The organism is Peribacillus sp. NJ4, from assembly GCF_030348345.1.
Classification (GTDB): Bacteria; Bacillota; Bacilli; order Bacillales; family DSM-1321; genus Peribacillus.
In genome coordinates this window covers 3,409,029-3,430,483 of sequence record NZ_JAUCFQ010000001.1, presented here as the reverse complement: position 1 = coordinate 3,430,483, position 21,455 = coordinate 3,409,029, and the positions used below count along the sequence as shown (strand labels likewise).

Here is a 21,455-nt window from a genome sequence, read left to right as displayed (position 1 = left end):
GGTGTCAGTTTTTTTATCAAAACTTCGTATTGTATGTTGAAAGTGCTCTTATTCTATGGGGAATCTTCCATTCGACAAAAAAAGAAGAAAATTTCTCCAGCAAACAACATATCTTTTCAGTTTGTCAATATATAATGAGAATAAATAAATTTCGTTTGAATGTGTCAGTTAAAGGGGAAAGTCATCAAGAGTGGAGAAAGATGGAAAGGTCCTGATTGTTAATTGTTCTGGTGACCAAACCAAAATAGGAATGCTAGGAGGCATTGGCTGATGAGAACCTATGAAATTTTTTTAATCGAAGATGAATTTGCCCATCATTATTATGGTAGAGAAAAGCTGTTTTTCAATTTGTTTTTGGAGTATATTCAAGCTAGGGGCAGACTGAAGAGTATTTTGCAAAAACAAATCGAATATGTCACCAAAACTGTCCCTATTATCCAGTTGCAGGTAGCTATTGAACAACGTTTGCAAAAAAAGATGAATTTTTGGTCTCAAAATGGAAAATACTATTTAGAAAAAACAAACGGATCCAGTAAAGCCGTTTTAATCATCCAGGATGATTCCATTATGCTTAAAGCTGAAGGAGACTATGAAGCGGAAACGGCCTTCTTTGAGTGCATTCGAAAATATGAAGCGAGTTTTCTAGCCATTGATTTTGAACACGAAAAATACGGTTGGTTAAAACCGATAAAAGAAAGAAAATTTGTCTAAATGGGGGACTTTTGGGTAGCGGGTATTGTATAATAACCTTTGGTCTAGTACACTGATGTTAGACAACACGAAGGAGGAAATAGTATGTGGGTTTACATTCTAGTTGGCGTACTGGCATTGATTGCTGGAGTAGTGCTGGGATTTTTCATCGCTCGTAAATACATGATGGATTACTTAAAGAAAAATCCGCCAATTAACGAACAGATGTTAAAAATGATGATGATGCAAATGGGTATGAAGCCATCCCAAAAGAAAATTAATCAAATGATGAGCGCCATGAATAAACAACAAACAAAATAAGATAGCATGAAACCTTGATATATCAATGTTATTGGAAGATTGGATGCAAAATTTTATATAATATCGAAATGGTAGCTTCATTCAGGCTGAATCCTTCCGCCGATTTTATATAAAATTTTGGTTTATCTTTCATTGTTGTTCCTAAAGCCACTTTTTCTGAATGAATGATTCAGAAAAGGTGGTTTTTGTTTTGGAATTAATAGATATGATTAAAAGAGTATGATTACCATTGTTTAGCAAAAGGATTTACCCAAGATGAAGTCAGAGACATGATTAATGCTTTCGATACTAAGACGTTCATAGAAGCGCGTAATAAGGTTATAATTTCCACTTTATCTAATACTGGGCTAAGAAATATGGAATAACGGGAATTACCCTTCGAAATTGTTAGAGATACGAGTATTATTGTCAACGGGAAGGGCTGTGAAGGGTTTTAGAGTTGGTAATATAGATATCTATAGTCTCTCACGACTTATAGGACACGGAGATATTCAAGTAACAGAGCGATATTTACACTCCATTATCAAATAAAGCATTTCCCAACAGTTCGTTAATGAATATAAATAATTGAGATAATGATTAAAATCAGCTATATAGATCTAAAAAGACTGAGTTACGTTACCTGATAAATCTGGTAAGGTTATATAATTGGTTAAAGTAGTTTAAAGTTAGTACTTTATAGTTAGTGAAGAAGCAGGTATATAGGAATAAGAAGTACAATCAAACTATTAAAATGGGACAAGATAAAGGAAAATGCTAAAGCTCACCTCATTGCATATAGTTTGTTCGGGCACCTTCGTAAAAAGTCTTAAGCTCATTAATGGCTATTACAGATTGCTGTACTTCTTTTTCCATTAATGCTTTTAAATCATTGTCAATACAAATTCCTTGCATTAATTTGGATTTCATTAAGCATATTGTTTTAAAATTTAAAATTTCATGGGTTACCATGGTCTCGTGAAGGGCCAGCTTTTCATTTTCCATTCAATCACCTCCTCAGTCTATGTAACAAAGGTGATTTTCCCTATTCAACTCTCAGGTATATAGAGGGCTACATGTTGTTTTTCTAATGGTTGTAACCTTTTATAAAAAAATGAAAAGTAATGAATAAGACATTTTGAACAACGAAAGATAAGTAAGTGAATTTAAATGAAAGGAGAGATACTTAGTGGAAAAGTAGGATTGCATGAAACGTTAGAATTGCATGAAATATTGAATTTCAAAAGCCTTTGTCTATCAAAAGCTTCTACAATGAACGTATTAGTCCAAGATACGGAATTGAAAAACATTCTTTTACAGTACATGAGCAGCGGCAGAGAGCAAACTCAAAGATTACAGGAAATCCTGGTTAATCAAGGAGAGGAAAAAATAATGACTAACTTTTTGCAAAATATGGCGGTAAGACAGAACAGGTGTTTGCTACTGACTTTCTGAATTCTGCCAAATCAGGAATAAGAAATACGGCTTTCGCCATAACAGAAACAGCTTCACCTGAATTGAGGGCTGCATTACGGGAACAGCTGAGATCTGCTGTAAAAACACATCATCCACAGGATATAAGTGAGCAGTCGCAGGTGAATTTAAAAGCGGCTAATACGGCATTGAATCTTTCTCAAAAATAAGGTTTTCATTTTCCAACAAAAGCCTTCTATTATTTGATAGGGGGAATTTCACTGCATTTATAAACTAATCAACAAAGATGAGTAGGCTGTTGAGTTTTTTAAGTTGACTTTATCAACTGTAAATATTAATATTACAGTAATCCCCTTGAGGAGGATGCAAAAGTGAATAGTGATTTTACAATAGCTGTGCATAGTTTGGTCTATTTAGCTTATCTACCAGATCATATGGCAAGCAGTGAGTCTATCGCAGAAAACGTTTGTACAAACTCTGCAAGGATTCGGAAAATGATGAGCTGCTTAAGGAATAAAGGATTTGTTAAGACTAAAGAAGGTGTGGGCGGAGGCTATATTCTTGACTGTAATCCTGAAGAGGTGAGTTTGGCGGATATTTATATAACGGTATCACATGGAACTTTGAAGCCTAAGTGGTGTACAGGTGATCCCGAGAAAAAATGTGTCATATCTTCCAACACCCAGGTGGTCATGGATCAAATATTCGATGAAGCTGAGTTATATTTTGAAAAATATTTAGAAAATATAACACTTAGCACTTTTTTGGAAAAAATTAAACAATGTCCGTGATATTGATTTAGTTTTTTCTTTGCACAAAATGTATATTTTATTAATACAGTTAATAACTATAGTTTTAATATTAATTGAACATAAAAGGGGTGTTAAGGACATGGCTGAAAATAATCAGTTCAAAAATGAGGATTGGGTACAGGGAAGATCAAGAGAAGGGGAACTTATCCATGGTTTCATTGAAAAAGTAAGCGCGGATCGAGAAATCGTTAAAGTGAACGTGGTGGAAAGTGACAATGAAAAAACGGTAGGGAAATCGATTTGGATCCCGAGTAAATGGACTGAAAAGCTGCCGGATCTAGAAATCAGTAACGATAGTCATCTTTTGGCATTAATTGATTTAGCTTTGCTTTCCAAGGATGAAACATGGTTTATGGAGTTATCCGGTAAATTGGAATCCATAAAAATCCATCCAAAAATAAATGCCAGGAAATCCGAGGAGTTTCTTATCCAGGGAAATAGAATCGGGAAATTAGATTTAAATAGATGAGTTAAAACCTTAAATATTTCGGATAATACAAGGAGGAAATGAACATGACAATAGAACATGTAACGGATGATAATTTTGCTAGTGAAATCAAGGAAGGGTTGGTACTGGTTGATTTTTGGGCACCGTGGTGCGGTCCATGCAAAATGATTGCCCCAGTGCTTAATGAAATTGATGTTGAAATGGGTGATCGGGTTAAAATCGTAAAACTTAATGTGGATGAAAATTCAGATACGACAAGCGAATATGGAGTGATGGGGATTCCAGCCCTTATCCTATTCAAAGATGGAGAAAAGGTAGATCAGGCAATTGGCTTCCAGCCAAAAGAAGCCATTGCGGAATTAATTGCAAAACATGCATGATTAAGATTTTAAAATGCGTGTTGTGTATTGTAATGTAAGGACTTATACCAACCAACACCGTAAAGGGTGGGTAACTAAATGGAGGATTAATAAATGAATTCTAAATATACACCATTATTTGAATCGTTCAATTTAGGAAAGGGGATAGAGGTGAAAAATCGGTTGGTGATGGCGCCTATGACAAATTTCTCTTCGAATCCTGACGGCACTGTAACCGATGCCGAAATTACTTATTATGAACGACGGTCAAGCGGGGTAGGCATGGTTATAACGGCATGTACCTACGTGACGGCAAATGGAAAAGGTTTTCATGGTGAATTTGGCGGTGATCAAGATGAATTGATTCCTAGCCTAAGTCGTTTAGCTTCAGCGATTAAAGCGAAAGGTGCAAAAGCAATCCTCCAGATTTTTCATGGTGGACGCGAGGTTCCACCGGAATTAATACCAAATGGCGATGTAGTCAGTGCAAGCAATATTCCATCGGAAGGAGAAGGGAAAGCAGTTCCGCGTCCACTATCTGAAAAGGAAATTGAATCAATCATTCTGGATTTTGGTGAAACCACCCGACGTGCCATAGAAGCGGGATTTGATGGTGTCGAAATTCACGGTGCGAATGGTTACTTGCTTCAGCAATTCTTTTCGCCACATTCAAACCGTCGTGAAGACAAGTGGGGAGGATCTCTGGAAAAACGGCTGAATTTCCCATTAGCTGTTGTGGATGAAGTGAAAAAGGCTGTTGCAGAACATGCCAAGGATCCGTTCATCGTAGGATATCGTTTTTCACCGGAGGAGCCGGAAACACCAGGAATCACTATGGATGATACACTCTCATTAATTGATGGACTTGCGACAAAGGAACTGGATTATCTCCATGTTTCATTAATGGAATTTTGGTCGAAAGCAAGACGGGGAGCAGAGGTTGACCGACCTCGGATAGAAATTATAAAAGAACGTGTCGGAGATCAAGTTCCTATCATCGGTGTTGGTTCCATCTATACAGCGGATGATGCGATCGAAGCACTTCAATCTGGCGTTCCATTAATCGCATTAGGACGTGAACTCATAATCGATCCAGAGTGGGTACAAAAAGTGGAACAAGGAAAAGAAATAGAAATCGTGACAAAAATAAACAAGGATAATCAGCAGCAACTTGATATACCAGATCCATTATGGCAAGCGATCATCCATTCCCCAGGCTGGTTTCCAGGCATTGAATAGGTAGACGTTCATATATTAATGAATTAAACGATGCTAATAGTGTGCAAAATAGTATAGAATGATTGTACTTGGATAATGAAAATCCCAATCGAATTGACCGATACCCCGGATAACGGACACACATAAAAAAGTGTTCCTTATCCGGGGGTTTTTATGTTTATGGAAGGGTCATTGAAAAGAGTAAAGAATCTATATAGTGATTTTCAGATTGAATCCTTAAAGGAATGAATAACCGAGTATTCTATTTCTAAGCTGTTTCGGAAAATAAAAAGGGGAAAGACTTACGAATTTTCATTGACGAGCAATTAAGTCTCAACGGCAGATACATTCGGAAATTTCTGTGAGTAAAGGGGGCTACCTTTACGGAACGCCGTGGATATGGAAGGAGCACACAGCTCTTCCAAGTCACAGTCTGTAGTGGACCAACTTAAGAAGACCGCTATTCAATAACATAGAAGAGCAACCATTAATGGCTGCTCTTCTGATGTTATCTTCTTTTCAAAAGAATAGCTAAAATCAAAGATATTTGGAGAGTAATGATAAGTAAAAGTGACAACATAAAATCACTATCTAAAGATGCATCATAGCTAAAGATAAAAAATAAGATTACTGATATTACTAAAATGAAAATGAAATTAATAATGATTTGCCTCATGGTCCCCCCATTCTAACAACAGATCAATAAGATAGTGTTAATGCATATGACCTTGTATCTGTAGCTGTTGTTGGTGTAATAGATAAACCGGCCGGATAAACTGACACAGAAGGTGTACCAGCAATTCTTCTATGACCATAAGTTATTTTAATGTTTATTTTACCATTTTTGGATGTGGGAACATATACATATTGTCCAATATACCCTTTATGCTTGGTTTTACTAGTAGAAGCTTTTAAATCATATGAACCAGCCACACCGGCACTTGGTTCCCAATTACTTGGAGAATACTTGATTGCATAATCAATCCAACGTCCATTTCCTTGTTGATCTTGAGAATATCTGTGCTGGTGTTGTTTTACTTTCCCTCCACTGGTTGGCAGGTACAGTCCTGAACTTGAAGGGAAACCAATTGTCATTTTATCCACTAAAGTATATGAAGGTGTTTTTAACCATTGAAAATTACCGTATATATAAAATTTATCTTCTTTTGAACGATCACTTTTTACTTTATATACAGTTCCACCTAATTTTAAAGTTGTTGCAGCGATAGATGCAAAAGTACTGATTTGCCCTGGGCTATTAACTTCTGAATCATAAATACCCATAATTTCTGATCCAGAATCTATAACTTTAGCTTTCTCTTCAATTAATCGCCTTGAAATTTCAATAGGTAAATCTTCGGATTCTTCTTGAGTATTGCCGACTTCATTTACAAGATAATCCAACTCTACTTCTGTGAGTGTTTCCTTGCTAACGCTTAGACCATTTTCCTCAGCAAATCCTGTTGTAGCAAGACTAAAAGAAAATAAAAATACTGCCACAAAAGATAAAAACTTCATTTATTTTTCCCCCTTTTTCATTTAATAACTAAACTATTTATTTCTGTATTTTCTTGTTTTTAAGTATTAAAAAATATTAATCGAAGTAAAGTTTATAAAACAGTAAATAATAATGTCATCACTCGGGGATTTATATTGTTTAACTTAGTAGTAATTTCATATTTTTTTTACTAGAGTCTAAATATCTATCGTATTTAAATTAAAGTACCATTGATTTCTATTATCCTCAGATTGAATTGGAGCACTTTAACTGTATCTGAGGGAATATTTAACTTATAGCGGATCTTTTGATTTAGTGAGGACACTCCGGAGATAAAAAAACATGAGGTTATGATCATTCTCATTATTACTGTACTCTATTTTTCCTGATTTTTAGTTTTAGTTTTTAGACATGATATTTCAAATTAGGAACTTTTGTTTTTATCCAAAATTTATATTTTATTTATATAGGCACTAGTCCTGTGAAAAATTCATACCTAAACGGAAGAGGAGGAACAGAATGAAATAGATAGAACACCATAATTTAATGGCATTAACCCAGCTTGTTAGAGGAACTTAAAGTTAAAGTATGACAAAGAAAGTCATTTACGGTTATAAATCCTACCGTACATCCATGATGCAAAGGCGGTTTGCGTGTCATAATTGAAACCATCTATTTTATATTTGGGATATACGAGAAAATGTTTACGTATAAGAGGTGAAAAAGGAAACTAGTATTTATGCCAATATAAATAAGCATATAAAGTTTAAAATTCAATGGTTCGAAGTTTGATGCTTAAGCATTCGTACCGAAGATTAGGTTTGGAGAAAGTATGATCTGTTGTTTTATAGAGAAAATGGGGGAAATGAAAAAACACGGAGTGGATTAATCCACTCCGTGTTTTCGATAATAGGCATTAGCATATCCAAGCGATTTCCTTAAAATAGATAGGAATCAAGTGAGTATGGGCCAGCTCCGGTCATCGCTACACCAATCGCCACTGCAAGGATGGCAAGATTATATTCATAACCGTTTTGAGTTGCCCAGTAGCCATTTGCGCCGTGAACTTTAACAATCGCAACGAGCATTGTAAGTGCAATCAATATACCTGCAAAGGGTGTAAGGAGACCTAAAGCAAATAAGGCTCCGCCAATAAGCTCTGATAGACCAGCAAATAGGGCCATGGTAACTCCTGGCTTCATGCCAATTGAGTCAAACCAGCCTCCAGTACCTTTCAAGCCATGACCGCCAAACCATCCAAACAGTTTTTGCGCCCCGTGTCCAACAAACGATAATCCAATTACTACCCGTATAACTAATAAACCGATACCAATCATTTATGATTCCTCCTGGAATTTGTTTTGAATTTAGATATCTTTAATTCAAGATTTATGTTTAAAAAAATACTGTAATATCTCGAATTAATTTATCTTTAATTAAAGATAATATCTTTTGAGTGATTTGTCAAACTTTATTTTAACGCTTAAGGCTCTTTCATCGGGAAAGGTACTGAAAAAACCGGGTGATTTCAGCTTGGAGGCCTACAATAAATTAGAAACCCTAACACATTCATAGTCGTTTAGTGATTACTTTTCCGGACGGTTCTTCCATCTTGGCAAGGTCTCCTATTATTCTTGTCGTTACAAACTATGCACCGACATCAGGTGTTGATATTGCTACGTAATACATGTACATGATATTAAATGAAAAAACAAGAAAACAGGCAGTGCCGATGGCGTTTGCCTGTTTTTTAGGATAGTAAAGGATATGCTTATGTATTCATTTGTGGAACGAAAAGGAAAAAGAGGAGATAGTCCGTTCAAATTAAGCATATAATGACATGGTGGTTATCAATGGGAGATGAACTGGTAAGAGATTAGGGGATTAAAGACCTGTACCAGTTTTATAAAAAAGTTCATTATATTTATTTAATAATTGATCAAGTTGCTGGCTATATTCAACGGCAACATGGGAGTTTAAACCATCTTTAGCAACAATTTTGATAAGCTCATTTCTCTTTAATTCGATCTGTTCGAGAAATTCATTCTTCTTAGCCATTATATTTCCTTTCTGGCCCCAACTTTTTTTCAAGGTACCTTTTATTTATGTTTTCGTTGTAAAATTTGTATGAATATAACAATTATATCGACTTGGACCAATGAATTCAAATAAGTTAACTTAATGAAAATTTAACCCGTGGCCCATTCCGATGTCAGCCATTTAGTTGTCATGAAATATTCACAGTTCCATAAATGTATTTTTTTATCTTATTTGTTACAATGTTTATAGGTTGACATACATAGGAGTGAGCTCATTTGAATGATATAAATATGTTTTTAGCTTTTGGGGCAGGCTTTTTGAGTTTTATTTCACCATGCTGCTTACCGCTATATCCAGCCTTTTTATCTTATATCACTGGTATGAGCGTTGGTGAAATCAAATCCGAGAACGCCATGCTCCAAAGAAGAAGTATGCTGCATACTTTATTCTTCCTGCTTGGTTTTTCTCTGGTTTTCATTGCAATTGGTTTTAGTACGACCTATCTAGGTTCTTTTTTCTCGAATTACAAAGAATTGATTCGTCAGATTGGTGCCATCCTGATTATCATTTTTGGTTTATTCGTTGTTGGAATCTTTCAGCCGAAATCATTGATGAAAGATAGTCGCTTTGAATTTAAAAACCGACCTAGCGGATATATTGGTTCCATTCTAATCGGACTTGCCTTTGCGGCTGGATGGACGCCTTGTGCAGGTCCACTATTAGGTGCGGTCGTTTCTTTGGGTGCAACTAACCCTAGCGCTGCCATGAGCTATATGACTGCCTATATATTAGGATTTGCCATACCGTTTTTCATATTATCTTTCTTTGTCGGAAAGTTGAAATGGATCAAAAAGTACAGCCAATACATCATGAAGATTGGCGGATATTTAATGATTGTAATGGGTGTGATTTTGTTTTTTGATTGGATGACCAAAATAATTGCAGTCCTGTCTAGACTATTCGGTGGCTTTACGGGGTTTTAGTCCATAATAAGCTATATTTTCAAAAATATTCAAATGGCATTACCCTTCGTCAAGACTTAATATTGGTATATTATTTTTTTATTCGTTTTTCTTGTTATTTTGTGTCTAAAGTCACATAATCTTTGCTTATTATAGAATCACTACATTTCTAATAAGGTTTTATAATACTGTTGTTTGAAATGAAGATGAAAGGCCATGGCCCAAATATTAATAGTTGATGATGCCAAAGTTTATGAGAATGATACTTTCAAATATTTTATCAAAATCAGGACAAGTAGTGATTGGTGTGGGCGAGAAGCCATTGAATAATATCGAAATTTGAATTCTGACCCAGTGACGATGGATATTACCGCCAATCATTAGCCGTCTGGATGCCGTTAAAAAGGGTATAATGTGCTCTGCTATGGGTCAGCAAAAAATGGTTGTCGAGATATAGAAGCCGGGACGAAAGATTTTATGGTCAATCTTTTTGACGAGAGCAGGGAATTGAATGCATCATAGGGCGTGTAATTAAAAACCCTCACCTTGTTTATCTTAAGTAGGTAATATATACTTTGTTTATAAATTGAAGTCATATATAATTTTTAATGGTACTTACCTATTTTTAGTTAAAAGGGATGGTTAAGAGATGATATATATATCAACAGGTATAGCGATTGTGATGGCTATGGGTGTTTTCATGTTCCGGATGAAGGAAACAAAAAAACCAGTGAACGAAAAGAAAATCATCTTACCGCCGCTTTTTATGAGTACGGGTGCTTTGATGTTTATTTTTCCTATGTTCCGGGTGACTCGATACGAATTTTTGGAGGCTCTTGTTGCAGGGATGTTATTTTCCATCCTATTAATTAAAACATCAAAATTCGAAGTTAGAGATGAAAAAATTTATATTCAGCGCTCTAAAGCTTTCATATTCATATTGATTGGTCTCATGGTGGTTCGGCTGGTGGCGAAACTGGTGCTGGGAAGCACGATTGAAATCGGTGTCTTGAGCGGAATGTTTTTCTTACTTGCTTTTGCCATGATCGTTCCATGGAGAATTGCCATGCTATACCAATACAAAAAAGTTAAAGCAGCCAGTTTTAGTGGAAGTAATATGGTGTGATAAAAGTAATTGAGAGTGGATAAAAGGGACAATCCAGGAAACCTGTGTCGATATTAAAATGACTCAGGTTTTTTAATTTGCCTGGGAACCTTTAGAGTCAATGAAGACATTCATGATTACTAGATTCTATAAAACACAATCAAAACCAAGTAATTTTATCCGAATTATATTATATAATTATTTTACTTAAGGAGGAAACGGTTAATGTTACAAATGATTGTGTTCGGGATTATTTGTGGTTTATTGCTGGGGTTTGTGCTTCAAAGAGGCCGTTTCTGTGTTGCTGGTGCATATCGTGATTTGATTTTAGCTAAAGATGGACGGATGTTCTTAGCTACATTTGTTGTTATAGCAATACAAAGTGGTGTTTATGCATTGAATGATACAGGGGTCATTCAGTTTGGAAATGATGGTTTTCCATGGTTGGGAACAATCGTGGGTGGCTTCATTTTTGGTATTGGAATGGTTCTGGCAGGCGGTTGTGCTACTGGAACATGGTATCGTGCCGGAGAGGGCATGATTGGGAGTTGGGTTGCCCTTTTTGGATATATGCTAGGGGCTGCCATGACGAAATATGGTGTATGGAAAGTTTCTGGGGATAATTTGTTGTCCTATCGTACGAGTGATACGTACATTCATGAAACATTTAATGTTTCGCCGTGGGTGCTTGTGATTATTGTGACACTTTTGGTTGGCATCTTGGTGATTCGTGAATTGGGAAAACCGAAACTGCCAATCTTTAAAATGAAACCGAAAAAAACGGGATTGGCCCACATCTTATTCGAAAAACGGTGGCATCCCTTTGTTACAGCATTTATTGGTTGGCCTTATTGCAATCATGGCATGGCCGCTAAGTGCTATGACAGGCAGAATGTTCGGACTTGGAATTACAGTACCTTCCGCGAACATTCTAACCTTCCTTATTACAGGCGATGATGCATTAATCGATTGGGGTACGTTTTTGGTATTGGGCATTTTCCTTGGTGCCTTCATTGCTGCCAAAGGAAGTGGGGAATTCCGTTGGCGCTTGCCTGATATAAAGACGTTACGTAACAATGCAATCGGCGGTGTAATCATGGGGTTCGGTGCAAGTGTTGCCGGAGGGTGCACAATCGGTAATGTTCTGGTGAACTCGGCGTTATTTGCTTGGCAAGGCTGGATCGCGATTGTCTTTTTCCTACTAGGTACATGGGTAGCAACTTATTTCACGACTATCCGTAAGCAAAAGCAGGCAGCAGCTACATCAAAAGCGGCTTAAGGTAAAAGGCAAAAAACATTAATCAAGGAGTGGAATATAAATGGCGAAAGTATTGGAAACGACTGGAATGGTATGCCCATTCCCTTTAGTGGAAGCAAAAGAAACGATAGTGGATATGGCAAATGGAGAGGAATTGATCATTAATTTCGATTGCACACAAGCAACGGAGAGCATTCCGCGTTGGACCGCAACTGAAGGTCATGAAATCACGGAGTTTGAGCAAATCGATGACGCTAAATGGCGTATCATCGTCAAAAAGGGAAATTAAATTGATTCAAAGAAAACGTGCCAGGGTTCCTGTGCACGTTTTTCGAATTTTTCAAGGCTGAATCATTGGCGCTGAAAGTTTCTAGTGATAACATGTCTTTAACTACTTTTTAAGGAGATGCTGATAATGGTAAACGAGGTCATTTTAAACGATGTTCCCCTGCATGTTACTGATTTTCTTTCTGAAACTGTAAAGGATTCTGAAGGTAAGGAAGTCAGAAAAGTCAGTTTCAATTTCAAGGTTACACATAGTGAATATCATGATATTACAACACTGCTTTATCAAATGGTATTTGATTTAAAGATCCCTCAGACAAACGAGGAGTTTCGAGCAGAGATCTTTAACTATGCGACTTCGGTCACGAACCTTTATGAAGAAAATGCCGTAGGGGATTTTTCGCTGGTCTTGTTGGAAGTGAACGAGCCCGAATGATTACATTGCCAGTCTTGTAAAGATATGGGTTACTGTCTATAATAATAGTGACGATCATTCTATACATATGAGGTGGTACTTTGCTTAGTGGATGGTTTTTATGGTTTATTCTATTTTGGGTAGCCCTTTTAATTATATTGATGAGCATAGGTGGCTTTTTCATGTTTCGGAAGTTCCTGAAAAGATTTCCCAAAGAAGATGGGAAATCCGATATGGATTGGGAAGAATACTATTTGGACCAAACAAAGCACTTATGGTCAAAGCAGCAAAAGGAATTACTCGAAGACTTAGTGAGCCCTGTACCAGAACTTTTTCGTGATGTTGCACGTCATAAAATTGCGGGGAAAATCGGTGAATTGGCATTAAAAGAAAAAGCGGGAGATATTACGGAAGATTTAGTGATACGCGGCTATATCATTGCCACACCAAAACGTGACCATAAATTTTTACAAAAAAAATTAGCTGAAAGAAAAGTGAATATGGGTCCATATGAACACTTATTCAGCTAATGCTGAAAAAGGCAGACTCTTTTGGAGTTTGCCTTTTTTTATTCTAAATAATTGAAAATAATAGGGCAGTGTGGTAAAAATTAGAACGTTTGTACCCAAACCATGCTATTCGTTAAATTTTTGATATAATAATAGTAAGTAAAAATGAGGACGGAGTGAAACTATGAAATTTATCCATACGGCCGATTGGCATTTAGGAAAAATCGTTCACGGGGTGCATATGACAGATGACCAAAGGCATGCACTTTTGCAATTCATAGAAATTGTCGAGGAAGAAAAACCTGATGCGGTTGTGATTGCCGGTGACCTATATGATCGTTCCGTTCCGCCGACTGAAGCGGTAGAGCTTCTTGATGAAATCCTCTATACGATTAATGTGAAAATGAATACACCGATCGTTGCAATATCAGGAAACCATGATTCTGCGGAAAGGCTTGCATTCGGTTCATCATGGTATCGTCATAGCCAGTTATACATTCATGGGAAATTGACAAAGGCATGTGAGCCGGTTCGCATCAAGGGTGTGAATTTTTATTGTGTTCCATATGCAGAACCTGGAACGGTTCGCCATCTTTTTGAAGATGACAGTATCCATTCCCACCAAGAAGCGATGAAGCGGATAACCGGAACGATCACGGAGACTTTCAATAAGGATGAACCGAATGTCTTCGTAGGACATGCTTTTGTATTAGGCGGAAAAACAAGCGATTCAGAACGAGTCTTGTCGGTGGGGGGTTCTGGCTGTGTTTCATCTGACTTATTCGATGCGTTCGATTATACGGCACTTGGACATTTACATAGTCCAGATGCGATACGTCATCCTAAGGTGTTTTACTCTGGATCACTATTAAAATACTCTTTTTCAGAGGCCAAGCAAAATAAGTCGCTTTCCATTGTCGATATGCACGAAGATGGAAGCTTCGAAATAAACTATCGATCATTGGCACCCAAGCTGGATATGAGGGAAATATCCGGAACGATGGAAGAGTTACTCGATCCTTCTTTTTATCAATCGCAAAAAAAGGATGACTACTTGAAAATAACACTTAATGATGAGGGTTCGCTCATCGATCCGATTAATCGCTTGCGCCAGATTTACCCGAATGTACTTCATCTAGAGCGAAAATGGGATTTGACCGACCTTAGAAGAAAAAAATCCTTCTCTTCTATAAAGGATGAACGAAAATCAGAATTGGACCTGTTCGAAACGTTTTATCAAGAAATGACAGATAGGGACTTTGATTCTCAAAAGCAGGATTTGATGGTTTCGGTAATTGAGGCCGTGAAGAAAGAGGAGGCATTGAAATGAGACCTCATATTTTAACGATGCAGGCATTCGGACCATATGCAGGAAGGGAAACCATCGATTTTAATTCCCTTGGAGAACGGACCATGTTTGTCATCTCTGGAAAGACAGGCGCAGGGAAAACAACGATATTTGATGGGATCAGTTTTGCTATATATGGAAAAGCCAGTGGAGAAGACCGAAGCGGGCAAGATTTACGAAGTCAGTTTGCCGAAGATGATATGTTGACGGAAGTCTCGCTGCAATTTACCCTGCGTGGGAAAACGTATTTGGTGACCCGGTCACCGCAGCAGGAACGAAAGAAAAAATCAGGAGAAGGAACGACGACGGTTGGAGCAAAGGCTGAATTATATGAGATATTGGCGGAAGGGAAAAAATTACTTGGGGCAAATGTGCGTGAGGTTGAGGAAAAAATCAAATTACTCATTGGACTTGATGCCAATCAATTCCGGCAAATCCTGATGATTCCACAGAATGAATTCCGAAAACTGTTAACTTCCGACAGCAAAGATAAGGAACAGATTCTCCAGAAATTATTTCATACTGAACTTTATAAACGAATTGAAGAAAAATTAAAAGAAGAGGCTTCCATCCTTAGAAAGAAAAGTGAAAAAAGCGCTCAGCGGCGAATTGAATTAATGAAAGGTATCAAACCAGGCAACCATGAAGAATTGCAGGCACAATTGCAAGCGGAAGAGCCTAACGAACAACAGGTTTTACCACTGTTACAGGAAGTCATTTTGGCAGCAACAGAAAAAAATGAGTATGTAAATAAACAAATACAGGAAAAGCAGAAAGCTCGCGATCAAGTAAATCAAGAGCTTTCAAAGGCGGTCGATTTAATAAATAGATTTTCGGAAAAAGAAAAGCTACGAAAAGAAAAGGAGGACCTTGAAGCAAAACAGCCTGAAATGGAACTAGTGAAAGGCCAAATTAAAATGGCACACAAAGCGGCTTCGCTTGAAAAGCAGGAACAATACTATTTGCGAATTGGCAAACAAGTACAAGATGCGAATGCTGAACTTCAAAAGTTAAGTGAGCAGGCCGAGAAGTTACGGACTGAGCGTATCGAGAAGCAGGCTTCCTATGAGCAGGAAATGCTGAAGGAAAACCAGAGGGATCAGGCCGTACGGACTGTACATCAGCTTGAGCAGGTAAAAGATGCTGTCATGACTTTTGCAAGCTTAAAAGCACAAGTTGCATTGGATGAAAAAGAGTGGAGAAGCAGTAAAGGGCTTCGTGAAAAAAATGTTTCGGAACATCTGGCAATTGAAGAGGAAGCAGAGAGAGTTGCTCGTGAAAAAACAGAAGCGGAAAAAGCGGCGGTTCTTCATCGCGATAAGGAAATCGAAGCTGAAAGAAATTATCAATCGTTATTGAAAATGAAAAAGCTTCAAGAAGTTCTTTCCGAGACTCAGAATGCGAAGCGGGTTCTGGAAGAAAAGAATTATCGGTTTCAAGAGATTCAAGGAATTCATATTCAGGAAAAGGGAAAACTGGATGCTCTGAATCAAAATTGGCGATCAGGCCAAGCGGGCATGCTTGCTACCTTATTACACCCAGGAGAAAATTGTCCTGTGTGCGGTTCGCTAAGTCATCCTGACCCAGCCCGAATGCATGAGGATATGCCAACGGATATGGAACTGAAAGAGCAAGAAAACAAGCTGAAAACTGCAGAACAACAAAAAAGCCAAGCCGAAAGTGAATTTTATCAAGCAAAATCCAAATATGATGCACTAGTCGGTTCGTCACAAGAAAAGCTTAGGGACTTACAAAATGACCTGCCGGAGTTTAGGTTTGAAGATCTTGCTGGTCATTTGAAACAATTTGCTAAAAAAGGAAAAGCGCTCCAAGAGCAGTTAAATGAATTGATGCGGAAAAAGTCTTTATTTAATGATCTGGAAAGAAAGTTGCTGGAATTAAAAGAGAAAGCATCCAAGCTAAAGGAGAATCTGACCTCTCTAGAAAGAAAAGAGGACCAAGGGAAAACCAGGTATATTGAGAATTCTACAAAACTGACAGGATTAACCGATTCCCTTCCAGATGGAATACGGACAGAGGAAGAATATGATGCAGCCTACCAAATGGCTGTAAAAACACAGAAAAACTTACAAATTGCCTTGGAAGCTGCACAAAAAAACCTTCAATTGGTTAAGGAAAAAGAATCGGTCATCAATGCAAAAAAAGAATCTCTAATTGGAAATATAGAGGCTTTAAATCAAGAATTGAAAGAAGAACGGGAAAAGTTAATTACGGATCTGACCAATCAAGGCTTTTCCAATTATAAAGAATATACAGCCGCAAAAAAATCGGAAGCGGCACTTGAAAATTTGGAGGACCAAATCCAGCAGTATAATCAAAATTGGCAAAGTGTTTTAAGTCTGTTTCATGATTTGGAAATGAAGCTGAAAGATATGATCAAACCGGACCTTGAAGGATTGAAAAAGACTTTTGATTTCATAGATGTGGAATTGGAGTCGTTACGCCAAAATCAGAATGAAATACATGCAGAAAAACGGACTAACGAAGAAATCGAAAGGAAATTGGCGCAAATCAGGGAAGATCAGAAAAGTCTGGATGAAAGGTACAGTATCGTCGGTCACCTGTCTGAGATTTCCAAAGGCCAAAACTCCTTCAAAATAACTTTTGAACGGTATGTATTGGCAGCCTTTTTAGATGATATCCTAAAAGAAGCCAATTCAAGATTACTGAAAATGACAAGCGGCAGATATCAGCTGTTGCGAAAGCTGGATCCTACACGCAGGAATATCCAGAGCGGTCTGGAGTTATCCGTGTACGACCAATATACAGGACAGGAGAGGCATGTCAAAACCCTTTCGGGAGGCGAAAGCTTTAAGGCATCCCTTGCACTTGCTTTGGGTCTTGCGGATGTTGTCCAGCAGAATGCAGGCGGGATCTCACTCGAAACGATGTTCATCGATGAAGGGTTCGGTACGCTAGACCCCGAATCTCTTGATCATGCGATAGAAGCATTGATGGATATACAAAGTACCGGGAGATTAGTCGGGATAATTTCTCATGTTCCAGAGCTGAAAGAAAGAATCGATGCCCAGCTCCAAGTCATTTCGACACAAAAAGGAAGTCGTACTTCCTTTTACTTTGCTGGATAAATCAAAAAAAAGAATGGCTAAGGAGAAAGTGGCTCCCTATGCCATTCTTTTTATTATTATTATTGAACTACTCTATGTTAATATCATCAGCTGTTTTTCCGGGGGAAAACTTATGGATGCGAATCACCAATATCGGATTTGAGAATTCAGCGGTAATTCTTCGAGAGCAAATCGAAAAGGGGAAAGGGATTTTTCTCTGTGTGGGTATTGTATCCGCTTTATTTTCAAGAAATGGTTTATGAGTATCGTCAACGATGATCGATAGCTCATTATCACTTAAGCAAACTTTAATATCTTTCACATCATGATTTTCCAAAACCGCTTCCACCATATACTCATCGTCACTTTCGTATATATCAATTGAAAAAAGTTGATGATCCAACGCACAAGTTTCCGGATCCAGAAAAAATTTTTTTACCCATTCATCAAACTTTTCAACCTCATTCATTTGCTTTACATGTTGATTGTCTTGCATGTTGATACCCCCGGTTTTCCTTTGTTGCATTATATGTTGGAGTAAGAAAATGGTGCTTGAAAAAGTGAAAATGGATGATGATAAAAAGATTTCCGAAAACGTGGTTCAAAAAATATAAAAAGCAGTAGAAAAGTAATCAAAGCAAAGGAACGATGGTATGTGGGTATAAAAGGGAATCAAAAAGTAGAAGGAATTCAATAAAAAAATGATGACCAATTCTAAATGAGTTGGTCATTTTTTTATAAACAATCGTGTTGATCGATCATGCCCGCACCCTACTGCCATTAAAGTTAATACAATTTCAAATGTCATATTAAATGTATTTTTAAAATAATTTACCATTGCAATTCTGAAAATACCTTCGATCTGTTTCCTCTTAAGCAAACTTTGTTACAAATTCAGAAGAACCGTATCATTTCTGAAATCCCACTGATCACTTTTGGAATTTATCAAGTTAAAACTTAGTTTATTATAGATTTACTAGATATATAGTTAGGAGGTAATGATAATGGAAAAAAAATCAAGAAGGTATAAAATGTTCGTAAACCTGCATTAAAGTATTTCTTTATTTCCGTTGAAAAGGAAAGTCCGACATGTCCATTTTGTGATGGCAAACATGTGGAATTATATTCATCCTTCGGTACTGCACAGCTCGTTAGGCAATACTATTGCTTAAACTGTAAAACTTTTTTTAAAAAATATACGATGGAAAGGTTCTTTCTACTGATCGACCTCATGAGCCAACCGATATGAATGGGTGTCAATACCTGTTAAGGGGGATGGCTTATCAGAATATAAGTTTCATAGCCTGATGGAATCACTTACCCTTGATTAACTGAATGAAAAAGAGCATTGTCAGGAAGGGAATTCGCTCAAATTAGTTCGTATGGCGTTTCCAAATGAATGAAAATGGAAGGTTAAGGAATTTATCTGGCTTTGTAATGGAAGCCTTCTTCTTTTTGGAATAAAAGAAGACGGTGGGATGACGCTTTTAAAACCAGTAGCTTTTTGAGGAGGATAAATGTGTGATAAAAACCGAATGTAAAATTAGAGGGTTAGGCTCGAGGTACAATGCTTCCTATAATTTCTTACAGAAAAATATTGAAGCAGGCAGAGGAGAAAAAACCGCTATTTATTATGGAAATCAATCTTATCCTTATCAAGAAATTGACACCCTTGTCAATCAATTTGGTGCGGCATTAAAAGATCTGGGCATAGAGATGGAACAGCGCATCCTACTTTTATTACATGATTCTCCAGAATTTATCATTAGTTTCTTCGGTGCAATAAAAGTTGGGGTAATCCCGATTCCATCCAATACGCTTTTGCTTACAAAGGATTATGAGTATCTTTTGAATAATAGCCGTTCAAAAGTGTTGGTCACTACTTATGAACAGTGGGAGAAGTTAAAGCTTATTAAAAATAGATTAATTTTCTTAAGGCATGTCATCTTGGTTGATGGGGTTGATCACAATTTCGAGGAAGATAACGAACATTCTTTTCAGGATCTTACTCGCAGACAAAATAAAGATCTGCCGCCTTGTTTTAGCAACATTAATGATCAAGCGTTCTGGCTCTATACATCAGGAAGTACAGGTGAGCCAAAAGGGGTTATACACCTTCAAACCGATATGGAAGAAGCTTTCAAAAACTACGCCAAAAACATTTTGCAAATCACCGAAAATGACATTACTTTTTCGGCTTCGAAGCTTTTCTTTGCTTATGGTTTGGGAAATGCGATGTATTATCCTTTTGGAGCCGGGGCTACTACTGTTTTAATGCCGGACAGACCGACTGCAGAAAAGGTGTTCGAGACGATAGAAAAGTATCGTCCAACCATTTTTTTTGGTGTCCCGACCCTGTATGGATCGATGCTCAATTACCTTGAGAAGACGAAGGAAACCTATGATCTTTCTTCAGTTAGACTTTGCGTATCAGCAGGAGAGGCACTGCCGGCTACTTATATTGAACAATGGAAGAGAGTTTTTGGATTGGATATTATAGACGGAATTGGTTCGACCGAATCACTTCATATATACATTTCCAATCAAGTAGATGATATTCGGCAAGGAAGCACAGGAAAAATCGTTCCCGGTTATGAAGCTAAAATTGTGGATGAACAAGGTCATGAAACTCAGGTGAATGAAGTGGGAGACCTTTTAATTAAGGGAGAAAGCATTGCAGCCTCTTATTGGAATCTTGATGATGAAAACAAAAAGAAGTTTTTCGGTAATTGGCTGGTGACAGGAGATAAATACTTTAAGGATGAAGGTGGCTTCTATTGGTACGCGGGCCGCAATGATGACATGATGAAGGTAAATGGAATTTGGGTATCGCCAATAGAAATAGAAAACGCATTCTTATCACATCCCGATATACTGGAAACTGCTGTTGTTGCTGTAAAGGATGAAAATGGTTTAATAAAACCAAAAGCCTTCATAGTATTAAAAGAAAGTGCGGAATCAGGTGAAGGAGTAAAAGCAAGAATAAAAGGATTTGTCAAAAAAGTGTTAGCGTCATATAAAGTTCCTCGCGACATTGAATTCGTGAACGAGTTACCAAAGACTTCGACAGGAAAGATAAAAAGATTTAAATTAAGAGAGCCAGAGATCAAATCACAATCGAAGAAGGATGATTCCATCTCCTTGAATGTGGACTGAAAATGAATGTCTGAAATCCAGAGGCGATGGCAAAAGCTGCTTCACGTGTCCATGAACTGGGAGGAGGAATCGTAATTGTCGATGGAAATGAAATAATACTTGAAATTCCATTACAGCTTACGGTGACTTCTGATCCTTCATTTAATAGGGCAGTAGAATTTAATGAAAAATAATTAAAGATGCTTCAAGCGAGAGGCTATCCTTTTCAAGCCATTTTGTATACATTATTATTTTTAACTTGCTACTTTCTTCCTGGGATGCAATTAAAACCCTTTGGGCTATACGATGTGAAAAACATAGAATCTTATTTCCTTCCACATCCATGACGAACTTTTTAAATGAAAGGAAAGCGTAGAAAAGAACAGATGATATTAGTGGGCTTGCGGGGCTGCCGTTTCACCAAAGTATTTCGGGAAACGGCAGCCTGATTTTCGTTAATGTGGCTCATATAAAAATTCCCAGGGAACTCCAAATCGATGTTTAGAAATACTTCAAAATGCCGATTATCCCAATCTATATTCGTTCATAT

The 21,455-nt window shown here is 37.3% G+C and carries 23 protein-coding genes and 1 pseudogene; 18 read left to right on the top strand and 6 right to left on the bottom strand.

Annotated elements, in window-relative coordinates; genetic code table 11:
* Positions 1-270: 270 nt before the first annotated feature.
* Both sirA and QUF94_RS17040 read left to right on the top strand, forming a co-directional pair.
* Positions 271-711: a sporulation inhibitor of replication protein SirA gene (gene sirA / locus QUF94_RS17045; RefSeq protein ID WP_289316892.1), complete on the top strand. Its 441-nt coding sequence runs from the start codon at positions 271-273 to the stop codon at positions 709-711.
* Positions 712-795: 84 nt separating this feature from the next.
* Entirely contained in the window at positions 796-1,011 is a 216-nt protein-coding gene (locus tag QUF94_RS17040) for a YneF family protein (RefSeq protein WP_034312934.1), read from the top strand.
* A 768-nt stretch (positions 1,012-1,779) separates the two neighbouring features.
* Here QUF94_RS17040 and QUF94_RS17035 read toward each other — a convergent pair.
* Positions 1,780-1,995: a spore coat protein gene (locus tag QUF94_RS17035; protein WP_289316891.1), complete on the bottom strand. Its 216-nt coding sequence runs from the start codon at positions 1,993-1,995 to the stop codon at positions 1,780-1,782.
* A gap of 428 nt (positions 1,996-2,423) precedes the next feature.
* Here QUF94_RS17035 and QUF94_RS17025 point away from each other — a divergent pair, with 428 nt between their 5' ends.
* From QUF94_RS17025 to QUF94_RS17005, 5 genes are all read left to right on the top strand, one after another.
* A complete protein-coding gene (locus QUF94_RS17025) occupies positions 2,424-2,633 on the top strand; it encodes a spore coat protein (protein WP_289316890.1) in 210 nt (69 codons plus the stop codon).
* Between the two features lie 162 nt (positions 2,634-2,795).
* On the top strand, positions 2,796-3,215 hold the full coding sequence (locus QUF94_RS17020; RefSeq protein WP_289316889.1) for an RrF2 family transcriptional regulator: 420 nt from the start codon (positions 2,796-2,798) through the stop codon (positions 3,213-3,215).
* 100 nt (positions 3,216-3,315) lie between these two features.
* A complete protein-coding gene (locus QUF94_RS17015; RefSeq protein WP_289316888.1) occupies positions 3,316-3,705 on the top strand; it encodes an IDEAL domain-containing protein in 390 nt (129 codons plus the stop codon).
* Positions 3,706-3,749: 44 nt separating this feature from the next.
* Positions 3,750-4,064, top strand: a complete 315-nt coding sequence (trxA, locus tag QUF94_RS17010; RefSeq protein WP_289316887.1) for a thioredoxin — start codon at positions 3,750-3,752, stop codon at positions 4,062-4,064.
* 93 nt (positions 4,065-4,157) lie between these two features.
* Positions 4,158-5,282, top strand: coding sequence for an NADH-dependent flavin oxidoreductase (locus QUF94_RS17005; RefSeq protein WP_289316886.1), 1,125 nt, complete (start codon positions 4,158-4,160; stop codon positions 5,280-5,282).
* A 678-nt stretch (positions 5,283-5,960) separates the two neighbouring features.
* Here the strand turns inward: QUF94_RS17005 and QUF94_RS17000 are convergent.
* From QUF94_RS17000 to QUF94_RS16990, 3 genes are all read right to left on the bottom strand, one after another.
* Positions 5,961-6,779, bottom strand: a complete 819-nt coding sequence (locus QUF94_RS17000; protein WP_289316885.1) for a hypothetical protein — start codon at positions 6,777-6,779, stop codon at positions 5,961-5,963.
* A 918-nt stretch (positions 6,780-7,697) separates the two neighbouring features.
* On the bottom strand, positions 7,698-8,096 hold the full coding sequence (locus QUF94_RS16995) for a DoxX family protein (RefSeq protein ID WP_289316884.1): 399 nt from the start codon (positions 8,094-8,096) through the stop codon (positions 7,698-7,700).
* A gap of 547 nt (positions 8,097-8,643) precedes the next feature.
* Positions 8,644-8,817 (bottom strand): aspartyl-phosphate phosphatase Spo0E family protein, encoded by a 174-nt coding sequence (locus tag QUF94_RS16990; RefSeq protein WP_289316883.1) that lies wholly within the window; start codon positions 8,815-8,817, stop codon positions 8,644-8,646.
* Between the two features lie 257 nt (positions 8,818-9,074).
* Between QUF94_RS16990 and QUF94_RS16985 the strand changes: the two genes are divergently transcribed.
* The 8 genes and pseudogenes from QUF94_RS16985 (at position 9,075) to QUF94_RS16945 (ending at position 17,791) form a co-directional block, all read left to right on the top strand.
* Complete coding sequence (locus QUF94_RS16985; RefSeq protein ID WP_289316882.1) at positions 9,075-9,782, top strand: cytochrome c biogenesis CcdA family protein; 708 nt, start codon at positions 9,075-9,077, stop codon at positions 9,780-9,782.
* 628 nt (positions 9,783-10,410) lie between these two features.
* Entirely contained in the window at positions 10,411-10,887 is a 477-nt protein-coding gene (locus tag QUF94_RS16975) for a CcdC family protein (RefSeq protein ID WP_289316881.1), read from the top strand.
* A 204-nt stretch (positions 10,888-11,091) separates the two neighbouring features.
* A pseudogene (locus QUF94_RS16970) lies at positions 11,092-12,145 on the top strand (YeeE/YedE thiosulfate transporter family protein).
* A 40-nt stretch (positions 12,146-12,185) separates the two neighbouring features.
* Positions 12,186-12,413 (top strand): sulfurtransferase TusA family protein, encoded by a 228-nt coding sequence (locus QUF94_RS16965; protein ID WP_289316880.1) that lies wholly within the window; start codon positions 12,186-12,188, stop codon positions 12,411-12,413.
* A gap of 126 nt (positions 12,414-12,539) precedes the next feature.
* On the top strand, positions 12,540-12,845 hold the full coding sequence (locus QUF94_RS16960; protein ID WP_289316879.1) for a DUF3219 family protein: 306 nt from the start codon (positions 12,540-12,542) through the stop codon (positions 12,843-12,845).
* 80 nt (positions 12,846-12,925) lie between these two features.
* On the top strand, positions 12,926-13,354 hold the full coding sequence (locus tag QUF94_RS16955) for a DUF2621 domain-containing protein (RefSeq protein ID WP_034312903.1): 429 nt from the start codon (positions 12,926-12,928) through the stop codon (positions 13,352-13,354).
* 163 nt (positions 13,355-13,517) lie between these two features.
* Positions 13,518-14,663, top strand: a complete 1,146-nt coding sequence (locus QUF94_RS16950) for an exonuclease SbcCD subunit D (protein ID WP_289316878.1) — start codon at positions 13,518-13,520, stop codon at positions 14,661-14,663.
* Positions 14,660-17,791, top strand: coding sequence for an SbcC/MukB-like Walker B domain-containing protein (locus tag QUF94_RS16945; RefSeq protein WP_289316877.1), 3,132 nt, complete (start codon positions 14,660-14,662; stop codon positions 17,789-17,791). The genes QUF94_RS16950 and QUF94_RS16945 overlap by 4 nt, the downstream gene beginning before the upstream one ends.
* 67 nt (positions 17,792-17,858) lie before the next feature.
* On the opposite strand, the gene QUF94_RS16940 is transcribed toward QUF94_RS16945, so the two are convergent.
* Positions 17,859-18,266, bottom strand: coding sequence for an Hsp20/alpha crystallin family protein (locus QUF94_RS16940; RefSeq protein WP_289316876.1), 408 nt, complete (start codon positions 18,264-18,266; stop codon positions 17,859-17,861).
* A gap of 567 nt (positions 18,267-18,833) precedes the next feature.
* Between QUF94_RS16940 and QUF94_RS29105 the strand changes: the two genes are divergently transcribed.
* The 3 genes from QUF94_RS29105 to QUF94_RS28860 all read left to right on the top strand — a co-directional run bounded on the left by QUF94_RS29105 (position 18,834) and on the right by QUF94_RS28860 (position 21,099).
* The gene (locus QUF94_RS29105; protein ID WP_430101810.1) at positions 18,834-19,019 is read left to right on the top strand and encodes a PaaD-like zinc ribbon domain-containing protein; all 186 of its coding nucleotides are present in this window, start codon (positions 18,834-18,836) and stop codon (positions 19,017-19,019) included.
* 272 nt (positions 19,020-19,291) lie between these two features.
* The gene (locus QUF94_RS16935; RefSeq protein WP_289316875.1) at positions 19,292-20,926 is read left to right on the top strand and encodes a benzoate-CoA ligase family protein; all 1,635 of its coding nucleotides are present in this window, start codon (positions 19,292-19,294) and stop codon (positions 20,924-20,926) included.
* Positions 20,927-20,952: 26 nt separating this feature from the next.
* A complete protein-coding gene (locus QUF94_RS28860; protein ID WP_353957795.1) occupies positions 20,953-21,099 on the top strand; it encodes a hypothetical protein in 147 nt (48 codons plus the stop codon).
* Here QUF94_RS28860 and QUF94_RS28855 read toward each other — a convergent pair.
* A complete protein-coding gene (locus QUF94_RS28855; protein WP_353957794.1) occupies positions 21,086-21,250 on the bottom strand; it encodes a hypothetical protein in 165 nt (54 codons plus the stop codon). The genes QUF94_RS28860 and QUF94_RS28855 overlap by 14 nt on opposite strands.
* Between the last annotated feature and the right edge of the window lie 205 nt (positions 21,251-21,455).